17 protein-coding genes and 1 tRNA gene are annotated in these 20255 nt (G+C 63.7%); 12 read left to right on the top strand and 6 right to left on the bottom strand.

What is annotated here, in order from left to right; all coding sequences use genetic code 11:
• The first annotated feature begins 133 nt into the window (after positions 1–133).
• Genes E1809_RS04745 through E1809_RS04730 form a run of 4 tightly spaced genes read left to right on the top strand, consistent with a single transcriptional unit; the run spans position 134 to position 4582 of the window.
• Complete coding sequence (locus tag E1809_RS04745) at positions 134–394, top strand: hypothetical protein (protein ID WP_133203075.1); 261 nt, start codon at positions 134–136, stop codon at positions 392–394.
• The gene (locus tag E1809_RS04740) at positions 391–1899 is read left to right on the top strand and encodes a sodium:solute symporter family protein (protein WP_133203074.1); all 1509 of its coding nucleotides are present in this window, start codon (positions 391–393) and stop codon (positions 1897–1899) included. The genes E1809_RS04745 and E1809_RS04740 overlap by 4 nt, the downstream gene beginning before the upstream one ends.
• A gap of 45 nt (positions 1900–1944) precedes the next feature.
• A complete protein-coding gene (locus E1809_RS04735; protein WP_133203073.1) occupies positions 1945–3549 on the top strand; it encodes an amidohydrolase in 1605 nt (534 codons plus the stop codon).
• The gene (locus tag E1809_RS04730; protein ID WP_133203072.1) at positions 3530–4582 is read left to right on the top strand and encodes a ScbA/BarX family gamma-butyrolactone biosynthesis protein; all 1053 of its coding nucleotides are present in this window, start codon (positions 3530–3532) and stop codon (positions 4580–4582) included. Before E1809_RS04735 ends, E1809_RS04730 begins: the two co-directional genes overlap by 20 nt.
• Before the next feature lie 10 nt (positions 4583–4592).
• Here the strand turns inward: E1809_RS04730 and E1809_RS04725 are convergent, their stop codons facing one another.
• Positions 4593–5270, bottom strand: a complete 678-nt coding sequence (locus E1809_RS04725; protein WP_235835443.1) for a ScbR family autoregulator-binding transcription factor — start codon at positions 5268–5270, stop codon at positions 4593–4595.
• Positions 5271–5324: 54 nt separating this feature from the next.
• On the opposite strand from E1809_RS04725, the gene E1809_RS04720 reads away from it, so the two are divergent.
• The 8 genes from E1809_RS04720 to E1809_RS04685 all read left to right on the top strand — a co-directional run bounded on the left by E1809_RS04720 (position 5325) and on the right by E1809_RS04685 (position 15034).
• A complete protein-coding gene (locus tag E1809_RS04720; protein WP_205754094.1) occupies positions 5325–6248 on the top strand; it encodes an NAD-dependent epimerase/dehydratase family protein in 924 nt (307 codons plus the stop codon).
• A 234-nt stretch (positions 6249–6482) separates the two neighbouring features.
• A tRNA-Ala gene (locus E1809_RS04715) sits at positions 6483–6558 on the top strand.
• Between the two features lie 448 nt (positions 6559–7006).
• Positions 7007–8554 carry a sugar transferase gene (locus tag E1809_RS04710; RefSeq protein WP_235835442.1) on the top strand — a complete coding sequence of 516 codons (1548 nt, stop codon included), beginning with the start codon at positions 7007–7009 and terminating at the stop codon, positions 8552–8554.
• Positions 8555–8749: 195 nt separating this feature from the next.
• On the top strand, positions 8750–9829 hold the full coding sequence (locus E1809_RS04705; RefSeq protein ID WP_133203070.1) for a glycosyltransferase family 2 protein: 1080 nt from the start codon (positions 8750–8752) through the stop codon (positions 9827–9829).
• A complete protein-coding gene (locus E1809_RS04700; protein WP_165962201.1) occupies positions 9826–11379 on the top strand; it encodes a lipopolysaccharide biosynthesis protein in 1554 nt (517 codons plus the stop codon). The genes E1809_RS04705 and E1809_RS04700 overlap by 4 nt, the downstream gene beginning before the upstream one ends.
• A gap of 1 nt (position 11380) precedes the next feature.
• Positions 11381–12625: a rhamnosyltransferase WsaF family glycosyltransferase gene (locus tag E1809_RS04695; protein WP_133203068.1), complete on the top strand. Its 1245-nt coding sequence runs from the start codon at positions 11381–11383 to the stop codon at positions 12623–12625.
• Entirely contained in the window at positions 12622–14160 is a 1539-nt protein-coding gene (locus E1809_RS04690) for an O-antigen ligase family protein (protein WP_235835441.1), read from the top strand. Before E1809_RS04695 ends, E1809_RS04690 begins: the two co-directional genes overlap by 4 nt.
• The gene (locus tag E1809_RS04685) at positions 14138–15034 is read left to right on the top strand and encodes a GumC domain-containing protein (RefSeq protein WP_133203067.1); all 897 of its coding nucleotides are present in this window, start codon (positions 14138–14140) and stop codon (positions 15032–15034) included. Before E1809_RS04690 ends, E1809_RS04685 begins: the two co-directional genes overlap by 23 nt.
• A 74-nt stretch (positions 15035–15108) precedes the next feature.
• Here the strand turns inward: E1809_RS04685 and E1809_RS04680 are convergent, their stop codons facing one another.
• The 5 genes from E1809_RS04680 to E1809_RS04660 are packed head-to-tail and all read right to left on the bottom strand — an operon-like array spanning position 15109 to position 20128.
• A complete protein-coding gene (locus E1809_RS04680; RefSeq protein ID WP_133203066.1) occupies positions 15109–16227 on the bottom strand; it encodes a DegT/DnrJ/EryC1/StrS family aminotransferase in 1119 nt (372 codons plus the stop codon).
• A 42-nt stretch (positions 16228–16269) separates the two neighbouring features.
• Positions 16270–16920 (bottom strand): NeuD/PglB/VioB family sugar acetyltransferase, encoded by a 651-nt coding sequence (locus E1809_RS04675; RefSeq protein ID WP_133203065.1) that lies wholly within the window; start codon positions 16918–16920, stop codon positions 16270–16272.
• A gap of 3 nt (positions 16921–16923) precedes the next feature.
• Entirely contained in the window at positions 16924–18069 is a 1146-nt protein-coding gene (locus E1809_RS04670; protein WP_133203064.1) for a DegT/DnrJ/EryC1/StrS family aminotransferase, read from the bottom strand.
• 2 nt (positions 18070–18071) lie between these two features.
• The gene (locus E1809_RS04665; protein WP_133203063.1) at positions 18072–19064 is read right to left on the bottom strand and encodes an NAD-dependent epimerase/dehydratase family protein; all 993 of its coding nucleotides are present in this window, start codon (positions 19062–19064) and stop codon (positions 18072–18074) included.
• On the bottom strand, positions 19061–20128 hold the full coding sequence (locus E1809_RS04660) for a Gfo/Idh/MocA family protein (RefSeq protein ID WP_235835440.1): 1068 nt from the start codon (positions 20126–20128) through the stop codon (positions 19061–19063). Before E1809_RS04660 ends, E1809_RS04665 begins: the two co-directional genes overlap by 4 nt.
• Positions 20129–20255: the final 127 nt, after the last annotated feature.

Below are 20255 nucleotides of genomic sequence, written 5' to 3'. Positions count from 1 at the left end.
AACTCGCAGTCTCTTGACATCGGTGGAGTGACGGCGCACACTTTCATTTGCGGGAACGTTCCCGCAAATCGCATTCCCAATCCCGTTCGCCCCTTTCGCACCGGCCAAAGACGCCCCGGAAGAATGGAATCCCATGTCCCTGCCCATCCCGAAACCGCGCTTCGAAGCGCCGTCATACCAGACCTCCCAGACACAATCCCGCAGGAAGCGCGTCGCCCGGGCGATCGTCGCCGTCGACCTTGTGATCCTGCTCGCCCCGCCCGTCCACTGGCTCTTCGCCAAAGGCGGGAACACGTCGTCGCTGTGGTACTTCCTCGCCGCCAACGCCCTCGTGACCCTGTCACTATTCGCCCTATGGCTGACCGCACGCACCGATGGGGATGAGAAAGAATGAACATGCTCATCGGATACGGCGCCATCGTCCTCTTCACCGCCTTGGTGGTCTATGTCATGAGCCGGGGCAAGCGCGGCGACTCCACCATGAGCGAATACGCCACCGGCGGCCGTTCCTTCAATTCCTGGTTCGGAACAATGTCCTTCCTCAACACCTGGCTCGCCGGCACGGTGTTCATCGCCTTCGCCGGATTGACCGCGAGCGGCGGCGTCCTGGGAATGTACTCGCTGTCCTACTCCCTGCTCAGCGTGGTCCTGATGTTCTTCCTCGGCACACCCGTCAACAAATGGGGCCGGACCCATGACCTGCGGACCCAGGCGGACCTTCTCGGCCTCCGCTACAACTCCCGTTCAGTCAGGGTCATTGCCGCGATCATCGGTGTCCTCGCGTCAGTGCCGTGGGTCGTCCTCGGAATGCAGTCCCTCGGACTCGTCTTCTCCACGCTTTCTTTCGGACAAGTGTCCCCGTACCTTGCCGTAGTGCTCGGTGTCCTCTTCATCGCTGCACGGCAGGTCTGGACAGTGAGGCTCGGCACCCGCGGGCTGATCATCAGCGACATGGTCCAAGGACTCTTCGCCTACGGCGTCGGATTCCTGGTCATCCTCGGGCTGCTCACCTGGCTCTTCACCAACGGCCACGGCTTCGGCAACATCGCGCCCGCCCTCCTCGAACTGCCCGGACCCGGGAGCCCCGCGGGCCCGCTGTACCTCTTCTCCCTCATCTTCACCGGGATGATGGGAGCGTGGTGCTGGCCCGACCTGTTCGTGCGCATGTTCAGCGTCCGCACACCCCGCACCGTCCAGAAATCCGCAGTTCAGGCAGCACCCATCCTCTTCCTGTTCTCCGCCGCACTCACCACCATGTGCCTCTTGGCCTCAAGCGTCCCAGGCGTATCCGCCGCACCGGACACGGTGTGGTTCATCATGGCCGGCGTCGGCGGCACCGGCCTCGTCGCAGTAGCCGGCGTATGCGTCGTCGCCGCCACCATGGGAAACATCGGCGCCAACCTCCAAGCCGTGGGAACCCAAGTTGTCAACGATGTCATCGGTGTCCGGAACCAACACCGCGTCGAGTCCTCCAAAGGCGCAAAAATCGCCGTCGCCGCCATCACCCTCGTCTCCGCAGCCGCGGCACTCCTCACCGCCAACCAAGTCTCAGGACTCATCGTGATCGCCTTCGTTTCCTACCAAGCGGTCTGCCAACTCGCCCCCACCCTCTTGCTCGGCATCTTCTGGCGCCGTGGAACAGCCTTGGCCGCCAACGCAGCCATGGTCTCCGGAATCCTCGTGGCAGCCGTCCTTGAACTCATGTACCCAAGCCCACTCTCCATTCCCTGGCTAGGAGGCCTGACCTCCGGCGTCGCAGGACTCATCGTCAACCTCGCCGTCTACGTCGCCGTCTCGATCGTGAAGCCCGCACCCGCCGCCGAACAGGAACGCGTGGACCGGCTCTTCGACGACCTCAAAAAAAGAGAGCCCGCAGCCCTCGACAACCAGCCCGCCTAGCCCGCTCCACCCCTGACATCGCACACGTACCACCGGGAGATACGCATGAAAGCCGCAGACGCCGTCGTCTTCGCACAACGCATCCACACCCTCGACCCCCAAACCACCGGCGCAACCGCCCTCGCGGTCACCGACGGCCGCATTACCGCCGTCGGAACGCCCCAGGACATCGAAAGGCACCGCGGCCCCGGCACCCGCACCCTGGACTACCGGAACGCAACGATCGTCCCGGGCCTCAACGACAGCCACACCCACGTCGTCTTCGGACTCGAACTAGCCCGAGGCATCCAACTGACGGACCTCGGACCCCTCACCGAGGTGCAACGGATAGTCGGCGACGCAGCACGGAAGACAAAACCGGGGGACTGGGTCATCGCCTGGGGACTGGATCCCAACATCTTCAACAGCACCGGATTCAACGGCAGGCTTTTCGACGACGCCACCGAAGACGTGCCAATGTTCCTCAGGATGCGCGACGGACACTCCGCCATCGTCAACTCCGCAGCGCTCGCAGCCGCCGGAATCACCGGCCCGGTCGAGTTTCCCGACGAGTCCCTCATCGACGTCGACGACGACGGGCGGCCCACCGGTTACATCGTCGAGTTCAGCGCCCTGGACCTCGTGGGCAAAGCCATCCCGCAGGAACCCTTCGCGGTACGCGTGGAACGGCTCGGCACGCTCCTGCACGAGATGGCCGGCGTCGGGATCGCCTCCACCCACGTCCTGGACTTCGTCGACGGATCGGCGGAACTCGCCACTGCGCTCGAAACGAAAGGCGAACTGCCGGTGCGCCTTCGCTTCTCGCCCATGGTCAACGCGGGCGCCGGCCTCGCCGAACTCGAGCGGATCGCCGACCTGCAAGGCACCGGTGGCAGGCGCTGGAGGGTCGAAGGAGTCAAGTTCTTCATCGACGGGACCATAGACAACGGCTCTGCCTGGCTCGAAGAACCCGACATCTACGGCGAAAACAACGAATCGGTATGGACCGACCCCGGCGACTTCCAGAAGGCACTGCGTTTCTTCGTCGAACGCGGGATACCCACTGCAACCCACGCCATCGGAGACCAAGGCGTGAGATACGTCCTCGATGCACTCGCCGCCGCGGGGCCGGACCGGTGCAAGGCAGCGCACAGGATCGAACACATCGAAACGATCCCGGACGACGTCGTCGAACGCTTCGCCGAACTGGGCGTGGCGGCGAGCATGCAACCGATACACGGCACGCACCACACCCGGGCAGACCGCAGTGACAACTGGTCGGTGCGGCTCGGCGAAGAGCGCGCATCCCGCGGCTGGCGGTGCCGCGACCTCAGGGAGGCCGGAGTCACGTTGGCCTTGGGGTCCGACTGGCCCATCACGCCCTACGATCCGCGAGCCATGATGGCGGATTCCATCCTGAGGAGGCCGGTGGAACACCCGGAAACACAGCCTGTCCAGCCCGAACAGGCACTGACCGTCCTCATGGCCTTGGAAGGGTACACGACCCACGCCGCGGCCGCGGCCGGACTTCAATCCGACGCCGGCTCGATTTCGGTGGGGAAGCGGGCGGACCTCACAGTGTTCGAATGCGACCCCCTCAGCCTGGACCCCGAAGAGCTGCCGCGCGCACGCGTCATCACAACGCTCCTGGATGGTCTTCCGACCCATTAAGCCGCGCCCGGCCGGGCGCGGCTCCCCTTCCAGCCTGTTCCCAGCTTCGCCGATGGCCGTTTGGATAAGATGTGGGCATTCAATCGTGGGCCAAGTGACAGTGATGTTGGTTGGTCCGGTAGGTGCCGGGTGGGAATGGGGGGTCCCGATGCGCGAACAAGCGCTCTTTGAGTCTTCCGTGAATCGGGAGTTCGTTCACAAAAGGTCCGTTTCGGAAGTCCTCTTGACCGACTTTGTCGAGTCAGGACCGGACCGGTTCATCGCGGGAGCCCAGTGGCCGCGCTGGCATGTTTTCTACGGCGTGCCGGACGCGTCCCCGGACTCGGCCTTGATGGCGGAGACCTTGCGGCAAGCGGTCATCTTCCTCTCCCACCAGAGCGGGGTGCCCCTGACGCACAAGTTCCTCATGCCGCACATGGGCGTCTCGGTCCGCAAGGCCGCCCTGGACCCCCTTGTTCCGACGCAGGTTGACCTTGAGCTGGAGGTCACGGACAAGAAGTTCCGGGGCGGAGAGCTCTCCAACCTCACGGTCGAGGCGAAGTTCAGCATCGGAGGCGAACCCATCGGCGAGGGGACCGCCGGGGCACGCATCGTGAACCCGGCAACCTATGAGCGGTTTCGCGGGGTCGCCCCCGCGGCCCCGGCCGTCGTCGACGCAGATTTGCTGGCTTGCGACGACGTCGGGCACGCCGCCCAGCGCAACGTCATGTTGGGAACGAGCGTGCGTCCGTCCGTGTGGCCGCTCAGGGTCGACCCGACCCACCCGATCTTCTTCGACCATCCCCTCGACCACGTCCCGGGGATGCTCCTGGTGGAGGCCGCCCGCCAGGCCCTCAGGGCGGCTTCTTCACGGCCCGACGCGGATTTTGCCAGCTTCGAGGCCGAGTTCGTGAAGCTCGTCGAATTCAGCTATCCGATCGATGTGGCGGTAACTCCTGCCGCGGCCGGCCGGCGCTGCGTCCAAGAAGCGATGACGGTCACCATGCTGCACCGCGGCGAGGCCATGATGACCGTGCTGGCAGTGCCCAAGTAACCGCGGTTCTTTACTGGGTCTCTTCCGGCGCCCCTGAAAGGGACTCCGGGCCTTGTGGCGCGGGGGAGAGCGTTGGCATCATGAACCGCCACATGTCGTCGATGCGCTTGAGGACATCGCGCCGTTCGGTCAGGACGTTGGACACCATTTGCACACCGGTGAACGACGCAACCAGGTACCGGGCAAAGTCGGCGGCATCGACGTCGTGACGTACGTCGCCTTCCGCCTGGGCCTGGCGGGTCAGCACCTCCATTGTGGTCACCCAGTCGTGGTAGGGACCCTTGACGTCCCCGTTGAAAGCCGAAGCTTCAAAAGTCAGCCGGATGCCTGCCCGGACGATTGGCTCGTCGAGCAGTTGCTGCCCGAAGGTCCGGCACATGCGGATCATGGTTTCGAGCGCCGGTAATCCGGCCGCCGCGATCTGCTCTCCCGCGACCCGCACGATGTTGTGTTGCTCGGCGATGACCGCGAGGGCCAGGTCTTCCTTCGACTTGAAGTGGAAATAGAGCGCGCCCTTGGTGACCGAGGCACGTTCAGTGACGTCGCTGAGGCTTGCGTTTCCGTAGCCGACCTCTTCGAAGATCGACGCCGCTCCCTCAATCACCGCTGTTCGGGTGGCTTTGGCACGTTGTTGCATGATCAGCCTGGAGACCTCTCCGGTTTCTGCGTCCGCGATACTTGAGTACATGATTCCGAACGAAACTGTGGATTGGTGGGACGTTTGCCAACTTTAGTCGACCATGTGCCCCGAATCCTGGTCCTCGGTTCGTCCGGCTTCATCGGAAGTCGGGTCGCAGCGTCGCTTGCCGCATCCGGGAAGGCGCACGTTGTGGCGGTCTCCCGAAAACCGGACAGCGGGCTACGAAACCACAACGCTACCATTGCAGCCGCCGACATTTCCGTCCCTGGGAGCCTTGCCCCGTTCCTGGCCGGAGCCAGTGCAGTGGTGCACTCGGCATCATATGTGGGCTCCGATCCGGACGTTGCACGCGAGGTCAACGAGGCGGGTACCCGCAACGTCATTGAACAATGCCGGGAAGCCGGTGTTCAGCGGGTGATCTACGTCAGCACCTGCAGCGTGTACGGATCGGGTCCCCACCGCGGCCTGGCCGAAGCCGACGCCGGCTACCACCCCGAGTCGAACACGAGCGCCAGTCGTGCGGCTGCTGAGCAAGCTGTCCTGGCGTACGGCGGCGAGGTGGTCCGGCCCAACCTCGTGCTCGGGGCAGGGGACCGCTGGGTCGTCCCGGGCCTTGTCAAGATCATGAAGGTGGCCGGCGGATGGCCGGGCGACGGTTCGGCGCTGCTCTCGCTCATTGGAGTGGAGGCACTCGGAGAGTTGATTGCCGGATTGGCCCTGGCGCCGCGCCACGCCGGACAAGCGTTCCATGCCGCATATCCGGAACCCGTCACCGTGGGATCGTTGGTGCGCGGAGTCGCGCAAGCATTCGGCGTCGAAAGCCTCAGGTTTCTCGGCGATGACAGCATGGCCTTGGCCGCCTTGCGTGGCGCCGGGTTCAGCAGCCATCGGGTCAACCTGGTGACGACGGATCATTGGTACTCCTCGGATCGTCTCTGGGAGGTCGCGGGCTGCCCGCCCGAGGCCTACCCCGAGGCGCTTCTGTCGGCGTCATATTCAGTCTCCCGAGGCCTTGGGAGGGCCTAAACCGGTTGAACGGTTTGTTTAATTTCACGTCAGAGTCTACACTTCTGGGCAATGGCTCGTTGTCTTTTGTGGGGCAGCTAGTGAGCAACAGGAATGGGGGGGAGGTGCGGCCGAGCAATCGACCGCACCTCATCTGTTTCCGGCCGAAAGCCCGATTTCGTATCTCACACCGTTGTGGTTTAGTATTGACGAGTTGCTCCGGCGGGGATGGAAGTTCCGGCCAGGCAAAGTTTTGGGGCTGTGGCGCAGCTGGTAGCGCACCTGCATGGCATGCAGGGGGTCAGGGGTTCGAGTCCCCTCAGCTCCACCATTTCGGAAATGTAATTCGAATGGTGAAAATGATCGCCCTTTGAGTGCGTGTTAACTATCCTGAAATTGCGAAAAGCCACCCTGTCGGGTGGCTTTTTTGTTTATTCCGCGGCCACTTAATAACCGGCGATGCCGCATCCCCGCGTACAACTACTCGAGTGCCGGACAGGTACGGCAACGAACGCTGCAAGTGTGTCCGTTTGGGAATGATAAGTGGACGTTACTCGTGTGGAGCGGTCCGTTATTCCATAGCCTGATATTCCTTCGGGTGGCCGGCAGTATCCGAAGTTGAGTCCGTCAGGCAAAGAATTTGTATAAGAAGAAGCGGGTGTCGATGTGGCCTGCACCATGTTTTGCTTAGTTTTCCGGCGCCCTTCGGCGCCGGACGGTAAAAGGACAATAGCCTCTTCGTTCAAGGGGATAGCCTTCCAGGCGCCGGAGGTGCGACAGTGAGCCCGGCGGAAGAAGCCGCCGCCGAAGACCTCGGTTTCGGACTGGGCCGGGCCCTTATTGACGATCCCTTGTTCGGGACCTCACAACGTGGCGGGAAACGCTACGCGTCGCCCGTGTCCGGGATCTTCTGGGCGCGCCGGTACTCGAGGCTCTTATGGATCGTCGACGCCGCAGTCATTTGTTCCGTTGCAGGTATCGCCCAGTTTGCCCGCTTTGGAACTAATAATTCCTTCGTTGTTGTGGACGGACATCACCTGGACTATTTCACGGTTTCACTCATCATCGCGTGCGCTTGGATGGGCGCGTTAACTATTTATCGGAGCCGGGACAAACAAGTGGTGGGCATCGGGCCCGACGAATACAAACGGGTCTTCAGTGCGACGATCATCCTGGTAGGCCTCCTCAACCTCGTGTGCGTAGTCTTCGAAGTCGATATTGCGCGCGGCTACGTCGCGCTGGTATTCCCCCTGGGATGCCTTGGCCTGATCGCTTCCCGTTGGGCATTGCGGCGCTGGTTGAGCAGCCAGCGCGCGCACGGTCACTACCTCTCCAAGGTGGTTGTCCTGGGTGCGGTCGAGGACGTGAAATACGTCATCAACCAAATTGAGAAGAAATCAGGGCCCGCCTACGAAGTGGTCGGAGTTGTTATGCCGGGGAAACCTGACCCAGCCGGCCTCTTTGTCAATGGCCAACCGATTCCCGTTGTGGGCGACCCCTATTCCGTTGTTGGCGCCGTTGCGGCCACGGAAGCCGACGCCGTGATCATCGCCGGACCGGTCGAAGGCGGTGGCGCCTATATCCAGGAGCTTGGCTGGCAATTGGAAGAAAGTTCAACCCAGTTGATCCTGACCACGGGCCTGACCAACGTCGCCGGTCCCAGAATTCATTCGCGTCCCGTGGAGGGACTCCCGCTGATGCACGTTGAACTTCCGCATTATGCAGGTGGAAAGCACGTATTGAAACGGCTCCTCGATATCGTCCTTTCCGCTGCGGCATTGATTGTCCTTGCCCCGGTTTTCGTGGTCCTTGCGGTGTTGATCCGGCGGGATAGCCCAGGGCCCGTGATCTTCAAGCAAGAACGCATCGGGCGCCGTGGACAGACATTCATGATGTATAAATTCCGTTCGATGGTGGAGAACGCCGAGGACGCATTGGCCGGGCTTCTCGACCAAAACGAGGGTGCAGGGCTGTTGTTCAAGATGCAAAAGGATCCGCGCGTCACACGTGTCGGTGAATGGATGAGGCGCTATTCATTGGATGAATTCCCGCAGTTTTGGAATGTGCTGCTGGGGAATATGAGCCTTGTTGGTCCCCGGCCTCCGCTGCAACGCGAGGTGGACGGTTACGAGAGCCACGTCCACCGCCGTCTCTACATCAAGCCCGGGCTGACCGGGATGTGGCAGATCAATGGACGCTCGGAACTCAATTGGCAGGACAGCGTCCGGCTTGACCTGTACTACGTGGAGAACTGGTCAATCGTGGGGGACATCATCATCCTCTGGCGGACGGCCAGGGCGATGATCCGGCCCGTCGGCGCGTACTAGCTGTGCTGGCGGGCGGGAGTCAGTGGTCTCGCCCGCCTGAACGAGTAGCGGCCAATCGCAATTCAAGTGACAGGCACTCGCGCTGCCCGGCATGATCGGTCCATAGGCTGAAACCACTGTTCGAAACGGCTGCCAGTCTGGGGTCTCTACTGGAGGGGACGCTCTAACGATGAAATACGTGGACGCGGGGAAATCATGAAAATCATGAGGCCGCGCGCGCCCCGGACCACGCCGCAGGTGACCGTCGTCATCCCGTGCTACAACTACGCAAGATACCTTCCCGCCGTCGTCGATTCCGTCCTGGGCCAAACCGGCGTCGACGCGCGGGTGATCATCGTCGATGACGCCTCCAGCGACGACTCGGCCGAAACGGCACGGGAACTAGCCAGCCGGGAGCCGCGGATTTCCGTGGTGGCCCACGAACAAAACATGGGCCATATCGCCACGTACAACGACGGGTTGTCGAGGGTATCCACCGAATTCGTGGCGCTCCTTTCTGCTGATGACTTGCTCGCTCCGGGCGCCCTGTTCCGTGCCACTGCCCTGATGACCGCCAACCCACGGGTAGGAATGGTCTACGGTCGGCCCCTGGAATTTTCCGACGAGAACGATCTGCCAAGGACCAACGGCCGGATGCGGCACTCGTGGACTGTGTGGCCGGGCCATGAATGGATCGGCTGGGCTTGCCGGCGGGGCCGGTGCTTCATCTTGTCCCCGGAAGTGGTCATGCGCACCGAGGTCATGCGGCAAGTAGGGTCCTACAACCCGTCATTGCCGCACTCAGGAGACCTGGAATACTGGCTCCGCACTGCGGCCCATTGGGATGTGGGCAGGATCAACGGCCCTGTGCAGGCTTACTACCGCGTCCATGGCAGCAACATGCACCTGACGACGTTCGCCACGATGATGGTCGACCTGGGCCACCGCCTCGAAGCCTTCCGCGTCCTGCGGTCGCCCGAGGTGTTGCGAGGCCTTCCCCGGGGCAATCGCCTTTTCGAGCGGGCACAACAAGCAGTGGGACGCGAGGCCCTCATCCTTGCGGCCCGCACCCTTGATTCGGGCGGTCCGACGGCGGACGCGGCGGCACTGCGGGACTTCGCCTCCCGGTCAACGCCCGGACGCCAGGGCCGGCGTCGTATGCAGGGAGTGGGCTGGCGGCTCGCAAGGGCCGACGGCGGCAAGGCGCCGATGGTGTGGCAACGGGCGGCAGAAGCAGGCCGGACCCAACTGGACAGGGTGCGCTGGCGCGCCTGGCGGATGGTGGGGATTTCGTGAGCCAGGCCGAGCCGCGGACCGGGACGCTCGCTTCGCGTTTGCGGCGAGGCACCCTCTGGGGTGCGGTCAATATCGGGCTGTCCCGACTCCTTCAATTCGTTACTACGCTGGTGCTCGCCCGCTTGGTCGCACCCGAGCACTTCGGCGCCCTTGCGGTGGCCCTGGTTGTCCAGACCATAGCGGTGAACATCGCCGAACTCGGGGCGACGGCCGCCTTGGGCCGCGGCGACCGCGATCCGGACGAGATAGCCCCGACTGTCTTCACCATTTCCCTGCTGACGAGCGGCCTCCTGACGGCACTCGTGATCATCCTTGCCCCGCTCCTCGCGGCAGTACTGGGAGATCCCGGCGCGACGCCCGTAGTCCAGGTCATGGCGTTGACTGTCCTGCTCTCGGGACTGACGTCGGTGCCAACCGCACTGATCTGGCGCGACTTCCTGCAGAAGCGCAGAATACTCGTCGACGTACTGAATGCCTTGGTTGCCCTAGGCCTGGTTGTTCCCATGGCCCTATGGGGCTGGGGGGCCATGGCGCTGGCACTGTCACGGGTCGGCGGGCAACTGACCGCGACCATCGGCTACTGGATCATCAGCCCCAAACGGTACAAGCCCGGATTCAACCGGGCGGAAGCCAAGGAGATCCTGCGCCTCGGCCTTCCGCTTGCCATGGCCAACCTCGTGGTCTTTGTCACCCTGAACCTCGACTACATGGTCATCGGCCCGGCACTGGGACCCGTGAACCTCGGCTTGTACCTGTTGGCATTCAACCTGGCGAGCACCCCCAGCAACATCATTACCGCCATTATCAGGACTGTCGCCGTTCCCACCTTCGGCAGGCTCAACGCCTCCGGAAACCTGCGCGAAGCCGCCGTGAAAGTGACCGCCGGGATTGCTTACGTCGGCTTCCCCGTCTCCGCACTGCTGACCGCGCTCGCCCTGCCGCTCATCGTCGCCTTCTACGGCGAACGGTGGAGCGCGGCCGCGGCGGCAATGGTCAGCCTGGGCTTGTTCGGGGCCGCCCGGATCCTCTCCGAAGTCTTCGCGGATCTCTGCGTAGGCGCCGGGAAGACCGTCGGACTGTTCTGGGTCCAGGTGGTCTGGTTGCTTGCCTTGGCTCCGGCAATGTTCTTCGGTGTCCGGCTCGGGGGAATTGCCGGTGCCGGCATGGCCCATGTTGTCGTTACTTGGTTTGTGGTCATCCCGGTGTATCTCGTGCTTGTCTCGAAATCCACCGGAGCGCGGATTCTGTCCCTCGTACGGACAGCGTTGCCTGCCGCGGCAGCTGCTGTCGCGTGCGGCGTCGTGGGGTGGCTCGTGGCAAGTTGGATTTCGATCGCCATCTTCGCAGTCGCCGCAGGGGCGGTGGCCGGCCTGGCCGTCTATGCCGCGTGCACATACCGGCAAGTGCGGACGTTGCTCGGCGGCCTCCGGCAGACCTCCCCGGACGGCGTAGCGCCGCTGGACCCGGCCATGGCGGCTGAGGCCCTAACGGCTGCGGATCTTACCGCCGATGACCTCACTGCCGCCGACCTTACTGGAGAAAGGAAGTGACATGGGCTCTGGAATGAGCGCAAGCCAGTTGATCTCGCACCTTCGGACCGAAGGCGTAGCAACAATCGCGAGGCGCGGCAGCCGGCGCCTCTTCGAAGCACTCGGCGAGCGGCTCGCATGGTCCGAGTTCGACTTCCCCTTGCGCGAAGAGGACATCATGGACTCCAGCGCCCTGGCACCGGCCGCCCCGCGCACAAACAAAGCCGACCGCCTGCACATCGGCTGGGTATGCATGCCGCCCGGTGCAGGATCCGGCGGACACACCACGCTCTTCCGGATGGTGCAGGGCCTCGAAGAACGAGGACACCGCTGCACCTTGTTCCTCTACGACCGGTACGCGGACGATGTAGCCCGGCACGAGGAAGTGATCCGGCGCCACTGGCCCGGCCTGCGCGCAGACGTCCGCAGCGCCACCACAGGCATGGACGACGTCGACGCCGTCGTGGCCAGCTCATGGGCCACCGCGCACGTAGTCGCCGCCCGGGCACATCCTTCGGCACACCGTTTCTACTTCATCCAGGACTACGAACCGTTCTTCTACCCCCGCGGGACCCTTTACGCACTGGCCGAGGACACCTACCGCTTTGGCTTCACCAACATCGCCCTTGGGAACATGATCGCCGGGGTCATGGAATCCGAAGTCGGAAGGGCGCCGGAAGCAATCGTCCCGTTCGGCGTCGACACCGATGTCTACCGCATTCTTCCCGAATTCGAGAAGGTCCCGCGAAGCGGCGTAGTGTTCTACGCGAAGAAGAGCGTTGACCGCCGGGGCTACCTTTTGGCGAAGTTGGCGCTCGAAAGGTTCCACCAAACTCACCCGGAACAAGAGATCCACGTCTACGGCGACCACGTCTCCGGCTGGTCAATCCCCGTCGCCGACCACGGCAACCTGTCGCCCCGGCAACTCAACGAACTCTACAACCGCACGATCGCCGGCCTGGCCATCTCCTTCACCAACATCTCGCTGGTTCCCGAAGAACTCATGTGCGCCGGCAACATTCCCGTGCTCAACGAATCGGCATATTCCCGGGCCGTACTGTCCACCGACGATGCTGTGTGGGCCCTTCCCACGCCGTGGTGCATCGCGGATGCGCTCGCGGCCGCGGTGGAAGCGCCCGACGTCGACGCGAGGGCTGCGCGGGTCGCCGCAAGTGAGCGCCTCGATTGGGAAGTGACGAAGAAGCAGATCGTCTCGACTATCGAATCTGCCTGCGCTGCGTCCGTGGTCGGGAGTCGTGCCCGGTGACTGCCGCGACAACCGTACGGGATATCCCGAAGAACACGCAGCGAAACCGACGCAGGTCGCTGGCGCGCGGCCTTCTGGTCACGCCCCGGCCGCCAGCTGTCACGTTGCTTGACTTCGACCCCGAAACCAGCCGGCCTGGCCGCGTGCCACTCATGCTCCGGGTGGTCGTCTTCAGCATCCTCTTCTTTCCGTCCAGCATGGTCTTGGCGCCAGTGGGAGCGGCGGGAACGATGCCAATGCTGCTCGCATTGGTGCTTTTCGCCATGTGGTTCAGTTCGGCCCTTTTCGGCTTGCACGATCCTTTCAGTCCCCGCCACCCCGGCCGCATCGGCGTGGCGATGCTGTGGCTGGCCACCTGTGCTTCCTACGTCGCCCTCTACCTGGGTTTGACCGGCGGCAGCACGGTCGAAGGCCGGGCCGCAGCCGATCGCTGGGTGTTGCTGATTGTCGCGAGCACCGCCATCGTCCTTGTCAGTGCAGAAGTCGTCCGGACCCAGGGCGACGTCCTGCAACTGGTCCGCGCGGTGCTGGCGGGAGCGCTCTTTTGCTCGGTGGTCGCGTTGATCCAGTTCATTTTCCACATCAATCCGATGGATTGGTTCCAAGTGGCAATGCCCGGGTTCACCACCAACGGAGCGGGGACGACCTTTCAAGTACGTGGAACCCTTGTCCGCGTTTCCGGCAGCACCTTCCATTCCATCGAGCTGGCGGTGGTGAGCGCAATGCTGCTTCCGCTCTCGATCTGGCGCGGCATCTATGACCGCTCGGGACGGAAGTGGCTGCACTGGACCGGGACGGGCCTGCTGGTGTTCGCGATCGCGGCGACGGTCTCACGGGCGGGCATCATGGGATTGCTCGTCGGGATGGTGGTGTTCATTCCGTTCCTTCCGCGGGTGGCCCGGCTTTGGGCGTTCGTCACGGTGCCGGTCGCCGTCGTCGGGCTTTTCCTCGCGGTACCGGGCCTCGTGGCCACGCTCGTGGGGACGTTCACGACGGCGGACAGCGACCCATCGATTTCAACCCGGACGAACAATTACCCACGCGTTGAGGCGATCGTGAGTGACCATCCGCTGTTGGGGCTGGGGCCGGGCAACTACATTCCCGATAATGCGCTGCATATCCTCGATAACCAGTATTTGAATTCCGCGGTCAGTATGGGCCTGGTGGGCCTTGTTGCCATTTGCACCTATTTCATCGTGCCCGGGCTCATGACAGTGGTTGCTGCCCGCGCCGCGCGGTCCGAGGCACTCAAGTGCCTTGCCGGAGCGTTGGCGGCCGGAGGCATCGTGGGCGCTGCGTGCTCCATGACGTTCGATTCTTTGTCATTTCCGTCCTTCGCGTTGATTTATCCGCTGTACATCGGGCTCTCCGGGGCTGTGTGGATCATGGTGAAACGCGAAATCGAGTTGACCGGGCACGGCAAACCAGTCGAATCAGGTGAACCAGTCGAATCAAAAGGGCCGCCCGTCCGGAACAAGACAGCCCGGACATTTCTCACTCGAAAGGAAGACGATGGATCCCTTAGCAGTACTTAAGACAATCTGGCACCATAAATTCGCTGCCTTGCCCGTCGTTTTCGTTACCCTCATCGCGGCGGTATACGTTTTCCAATTTGCTCCGCGTTCGTATGAATCGACCATGACCTATGCCGTCATCAACCCGAGCATTCCTACCGATGCGGACAAGATCGCGAATCCGGCGCTCAAGAAACTGAATTCCAGCAATCCCTATTTGCGGGCATCGGATCCAACCCTTGTGGTGCAGGTGCTGATTACCCGGCTTAAGGACACTTCGACGGCTGACGACTTGGCATCCAAGGGACTCAGCAAACAATATGACGTTGTCCGGGGCGCGATCGGCGGGCAGAATTCGTTCCTTGTTGATATCACTGGTGACGCTTCAACACCGGCCCAATCCATTGCCACCACGAAGCGCCTGGGCGAATTGCTCACGGAAGACCTCAGCTCCATCCAAAAAATCGACGGAGCAGACGACGCCTACCTTTTCACGTCCTTGGTGGTCGCGACGCCGGACAAGGCCACTGAGCAATTCTCCAGCCGCTTGCGTTCCTTGATCGGCGTCCTGGTGGGCGGCCTGGTCTTGATGTTCGGTGCAGTTTCCATCGCGCGGGGACGGGCCAAGGCGCGGCAGCGCCGTGAAGAGGCCGCCCGGGATGCGGACGCTGCTGCGGCAACGGGTTCACAGGCTGACAAGTCGGCAGAAGCCGCTCCCGCCGCGGAGGAGCCTTCGCCGCAAGCGCCCGCGTCCGACGTCGATCAGTGGTTGGGTCCGGACCTGGACACGCTCACGGAGGGCACCGGCCGCCGTCGGGATTCGCGCCGCCAGGATTCACGCCGTCAGGAGGCGGAGGCCCACGAAGAAGTGCGGGAAGTGGAGCCGTCGCGGTGACGTACTGACAACAAACCCGCCCAGAAGAAAGGGGCTGCCCGGTAAGCATCCGGACAGCCGCTTCTTTCTCCCTGCTACACGAGTGCCCGAAGGGTCTCTACGACGAACTTCTGCTGGGCGATGGTGATGTGCGGGTACAACGGCAGGGACAGGATTTCGCGGGCGGCGCGTTCCGCCACGGGGAAAGCACCTTCGGCAAGGCCGAGTTGGGCGAACGCGCCGGTCAAGTGCAGCGGCGTCGGGTAATGGATTCCGGCACCGATTCCAGCCTCGGACAAGCCGGCCAGTGCCCGGTCCCGGGCTGCGGTCCGGATGACGTACAAGTGCCAGACGTCCTCGTTGCCTTCGGCGCTCGTCGGCACGGAAATGCCTGGGACATCGCCGAGCATCTCCGCGTACCGGGCAGCGGCCTCCTGCCTCAAGCCGTTCCACGCCGATAGCCGCCGAAGCTTGGCGTTGAGGACCACCGCCTGGATCGTATCCAAGCGGGAATTGAAGCCGACCACATCATGCACGTACTTCGTCGCGCTCCCGTGGGCCCCCAGCAGTCGGACGCGCTTGGCTATCTCCGGATCGTTGGTGGTGACGGCACCGGCGTCGCCGGCCGCCCCGAGGTTCTTGCCGGGGTAGAAGCTTGTTCCCGCGACAGCTCCGAGTCCTCCCGCCGGCCGGCCGTTCCGGGTCGCCCCCTGTGCCTGTGCGGCGTCTTCGATGATCGTCGCCCCGCAGGACGCCGCTATGTCTTGCAATTGTTCGACCGGCGCGGCCTGGCCGAAAAGGTGCACGGGTACGATCGCGCGGGTGCGATCGGTCACCGCTTCGGCGACCTTGGCGGGGTCGATCAGGAGGTGCGCCGGATCGACGTCGACGAATACCGGAATGGCACCGATCCGCACCACGGCTTCCGCGGTGGCGATGAAGGTATTGACCGGAATGATCACCTCTGATCCGGCGTCCACGCCCGTTGCGCGCAACGCGAGTTCCAGGGCTTCCGTGCCGTTGGCAACCCCCACGCAGTGGGCCACTCCCAGCCACTCGGCGTACGCTCCTTCGAATTGCCCGACGGCGGTGCCTCCAATGAATGCCGTCGTTGCGAAAACGTCTTCCAAACCGCTGAGGACGTCGCTTTCCACTTCGGCGTGCTGGGATGCGAGGTCAACCAGGGGTATGTTCGTCGTCGAGGATGCGTCCATCAGCTCTACCTTCTTGTCCGGAGGGGATTACGCGGGCTTTTTTTATTGGATATGTGCTGCATGCTGCCGGATGGGCTTGGCGGGCACGCCTGCCCAGGTTTCATGGGATGGAAGGTCTTCCAGGAGGACAGCGCCCATTCCCAGGGTTGATTCGCGGCCGATCCGGAGGCCCTGGCGGACGCTCGAGTTCATGCCCAGGTAGGCGGCGGAACCGATGTGCACGCTGCCTCCCAGGGTCACGCCGGCGGCAAGGGTGGCGTAGTCCGCCACGACGTTGTCGTGGGTCATGGTGACCTGCGGCATGGCGACGACGTGCGCTCCCACCGTGACCCCGGCGGTCAGCACGACATTGGCGAGGAGGATGCTGCCGCGGCCAACCGTGCATCCCGGCGGTACCCGTACGCCTTGTTCCAGTACGGTCCCGAAGCGGTCGTCCGTGATGCCCAGGCGGGCCAGCCGCTGCACAATCTCCCGGCGACCGGTTCCTGACCCGACGCAGGCCAGGAAACGGGCGTCGTGGAAAAACGAGGCATCGTCGATGCTGCCTGCCACGGGCACTCCGTCAATGAGCGTGCCTTGGAGGCCGGGAGCGTCGTCGAGGAAGCCGGTGACCCGGTACTGTCCGGAGACGCGGACCGTGGCAAGGACTTCCCTGGCCAGTCCGCTTGCGGCAAGCAGCATCAGTTCCTGCACGGCTCATCGGCCCCCGGTGACCGCGGCCCGTACCGAGTGGATGACCCTGGCTTGTTCCGACTCGGTCATTTGGTGGAAAACAGGGAGGATGAGCGTGTTGTCTGTGAGTCGTTCGGTCACGGGCAGGGGAACGGTTCCGGCGTCCTTGCCCCGGTAGGCAGGTTGGCGGTGTGCGGCCATGATTCCCCGGCGTGCCGAGATTTCGTCGCCGGCTAGCCGGGCGAGTACGCCGTCGCGGTCGGCGGCCGAGCCGGGCAGGATTTCGATCCAGAAGGACTGGAAGTTGCTGGTGCCCCACGGCGGGTCCTGCGCGACGCGGACGTTCTCGAGGTCCGCGAATTGCTTGCCGTACTCCGCGGCGAGGTCCCGTCGTCGTCGAACGACTTCCGGCAACCGGCCCAGCTGGACGAGGCCGACGGCGGCCTGCAGGTCCGTCATCCGATAGTTGAAGCCAACCTCCACGTATTCTTCGGCTGGGGCAAGGACGGACGCGTGGCGGGCGTTGGCAGAGACGCTCATGGCGTGTTCCCTGAGGCGGCGGGCACGTTCTGCCCAGTCGCTCCGGGGCGTTGTCAACATCCCGCCTTCGCCCGTGGTGAGGATCTTGCGGGGGTGGAAGGACCACGCCGAGGCATCCGCCCCGGCGCCCACGGGACGGCCCTTGTACGTTGACCCGGCGCCGCATGCCGCGTCCTCGATGACCACGATGCCCTGGGGATCGCAAAGTTCGCGGAGGGAATCCAGGTCCACCGGAATGCCGCCTTGGTCCACTGCGATCACTGCCCGGGTGCGCTTCGTCAATGCGGCCTCGACGGTTGCGGCCGTCAGGTTTCCGGTGACGGGGTCGACGTCGGCAAACACCGGTCGGGCACCGACGTACGTGGCCGCGTTGGCGGTTGCGATGAAAGAGAAAGACGGAACCACGACGTCGTTTCCCGCACCGATGTCGGCCACCACCAGTGCCAGGTGGAGCGCCGTCGTGCAATTGGAGGTGGCGACCGCAAAGGGGATGTCCTGGCTGGCCGCGAATGCGGTTTCGAAATCGGCGACGCGCGGGCCTTGTGCCACCCATCCCGATTCGATCGCGGCGCTGACGGCGGCGACTTCCTCGCTGCCGAACCAGGGCTGCATGACGTTGATGCGTGTCATGATCACACCCCGGCTGTCCGCGCGGCGCCGATTTCCTGCCGGAGCGGGTGCCACCACTGCACGAGCTCCCGAAGGCCGCCCTCTAGCGGTACCCGGGCAGTGAATCCCAGGTCGGCTTGGGCAGCGGAAATGTCCGCGAGGCGGCGGCTGACCCCATTGACTGCGCGTTCCGGACCGTGTTCCACCGCAAGGTCGGACCCCATGACACGCAGCAGGGCCTCGGCCAGTTGGAGGAGGCTCGTCTCGGTTCCACTCGCGATGTTGTAGACGCCTTCACTGAGGTGGCTGCTTGCCGCAAGCACGTTTGCCCGGGCGATATCGGCGGTGAAAACGAAGTCCATCGTCTGGCGTCCGTCGCCGAAAATCAGCGGTGGCTTTCCGTCGGCGATCCTTTCCATCCAGCGCACGAGGACCTCGGTATAGAGGCCGTGGACGTCCATCCGCGGGCCGTAGACGTTGAAGTAGCGCAACAGCACATAGTCCAGGCCGTACATCGCCCGGAAGCTCCGCAGCATGCCTTCGTTGAACGATTTGGCGGCGCCATAGAAGGTGTCGTTGTTGTGGTGGTGATGACGCTCATCGGTGGGAAAGCTCTCCGCAAGCCCGTAGACGGATGCACTGGAGGCAGCCACCACCTTCCCGACCTTCTGCGCGACTGCGGCTTCAAGCACGTTGAACGTCCCGTCTACGAGGACTTCGAGGGCGAGCCGGGGCTCCTCGGCACACTGCGTGATCCTGATGGCGGCCTGGTGGAAGACGACGTCCTTGCCCCGGGTGACATCGTGCACGAGGTCGCGGTCACGCAAGTCGCCCTCCACCAGGGTGACGCGCCCGCTGTCCAGCGCGTGGCTCAAGTTGTCCCTGCGCCCGCGGACAAAGTTGTCCAGCACGTCGACGTGGGCCACACCGGCGTCGAGCAGTTGGTCCACAATGGTTGATCCGATGGTGCCGGCACCGCCGGTGACAAGGATCCGTGCCCCCTCCAAGGTGCTCACGCTGTCTCCTCAAGTTGTAGTTCGGCACGGTCAACCAGGCTGGTCCGACCGTCTTCGCTGAGGCTCCGGGATGCGGCCTCCAGGACCGACAGGACGCGTAAGCCTGCCGATCCGTCGGTCCGCGACGGCCTGCCCTCCCGGATGCTGCTTGCGTACTCGCTGACCATTTGGGCCAACGGCTCGTGTTCGGAGAGGGCAGGGGACCAGGTATCGCCCAGGCGATAAGAGATGGTCGAGGCTGTCCGGTTCGCGCCGTCCGCGGATTGGCGCTCCAGGTTGACGCCCCGATCGTAGAGGCTGAGCCGTTGCTGCGGATTCAGGTCGTCCCAGACCAACGTCCGCTTGGAACCGCCGATGACCATTTGCCGGATCTTCGTCGGGCTGAGCCAGTTGACGTGGACGTGCGCCAAGCCGCCGGCGGCCAGGGGGAAGCTCAGATGGCCCACGCAGGCCCGGCCTGCGCCGAGGGGATCCGCGCCGTGGGCCGACACATGGGAGGGCTGAAGGCCGTCGGGGAGGATGAAATCGATGATGGAGAGATCGTGGGGGGCCAGGTCCCAGAAGACGTCGACGTCCGGTTGGACCAGGCCAAGGTTGATCCGGACGGAATCGATGAAGTGGATGTCGCCGAGTGAGCCGTTGCCGATCAGTTCCCGGATTTTGAGCACGGCGGGGGTGTAGCAGTAGGTATGGTCGGCCATGAGTACGAGGCCCTTGAGCCGGGCGAGCTCCACCATTTCCTCGCCCTTTTCGCTGCTGTCAGCCAGAGGTTTCTCGACGAGGACGTGCTTTCCGGCCATTAGCGCTGCCAAGGCGATTCTGTGGTGCGTCCGGGCCGGGGTCGCGATGGCCACAGCATCGAGGTCGGACCAGGACAGCAACTCGTCCACGTCGCTCAGGACCGGCACATTGCCGACTTGATCGGAAACCTTCGTGGCCCGGCCGAGATCGAGGTCGCAAATAGCGGCAAGGTCCCAATCCGGACTCGTCCTGAAATTCCGAGCCAGATTCGGCCCCCAGTATCCTGCGCCGATCAGCCCGACGCGCAGCTTTTCGCTGGTCATGGTGAAAGCTCCCTCCATGGTGAAAACCGGGACCGGTCAATTGCATGAACGCTCGCTTCAGCCTATTTGCGGACGGCGGAGCACTACGCGAGTAACAGATACCCGCATTCCCACGGTTGGATACTCG

The sequence above is a fragment of the Arthrobacter terricola genome, from assembly GCF_004354015.1.
Taxonomy (GTDB): domain Bacteria; phylum Actinomycetota; class Actinomycetes; order Actinomycetales; family Micrococcaceae; genus Arthrobacter; species Arthrobacter terricola.
The sequence above is the reverse complement of the archived record's forward strand: the minus strand, read 5'-3'. Positions and strand labels throughout refer to the sequence as shown.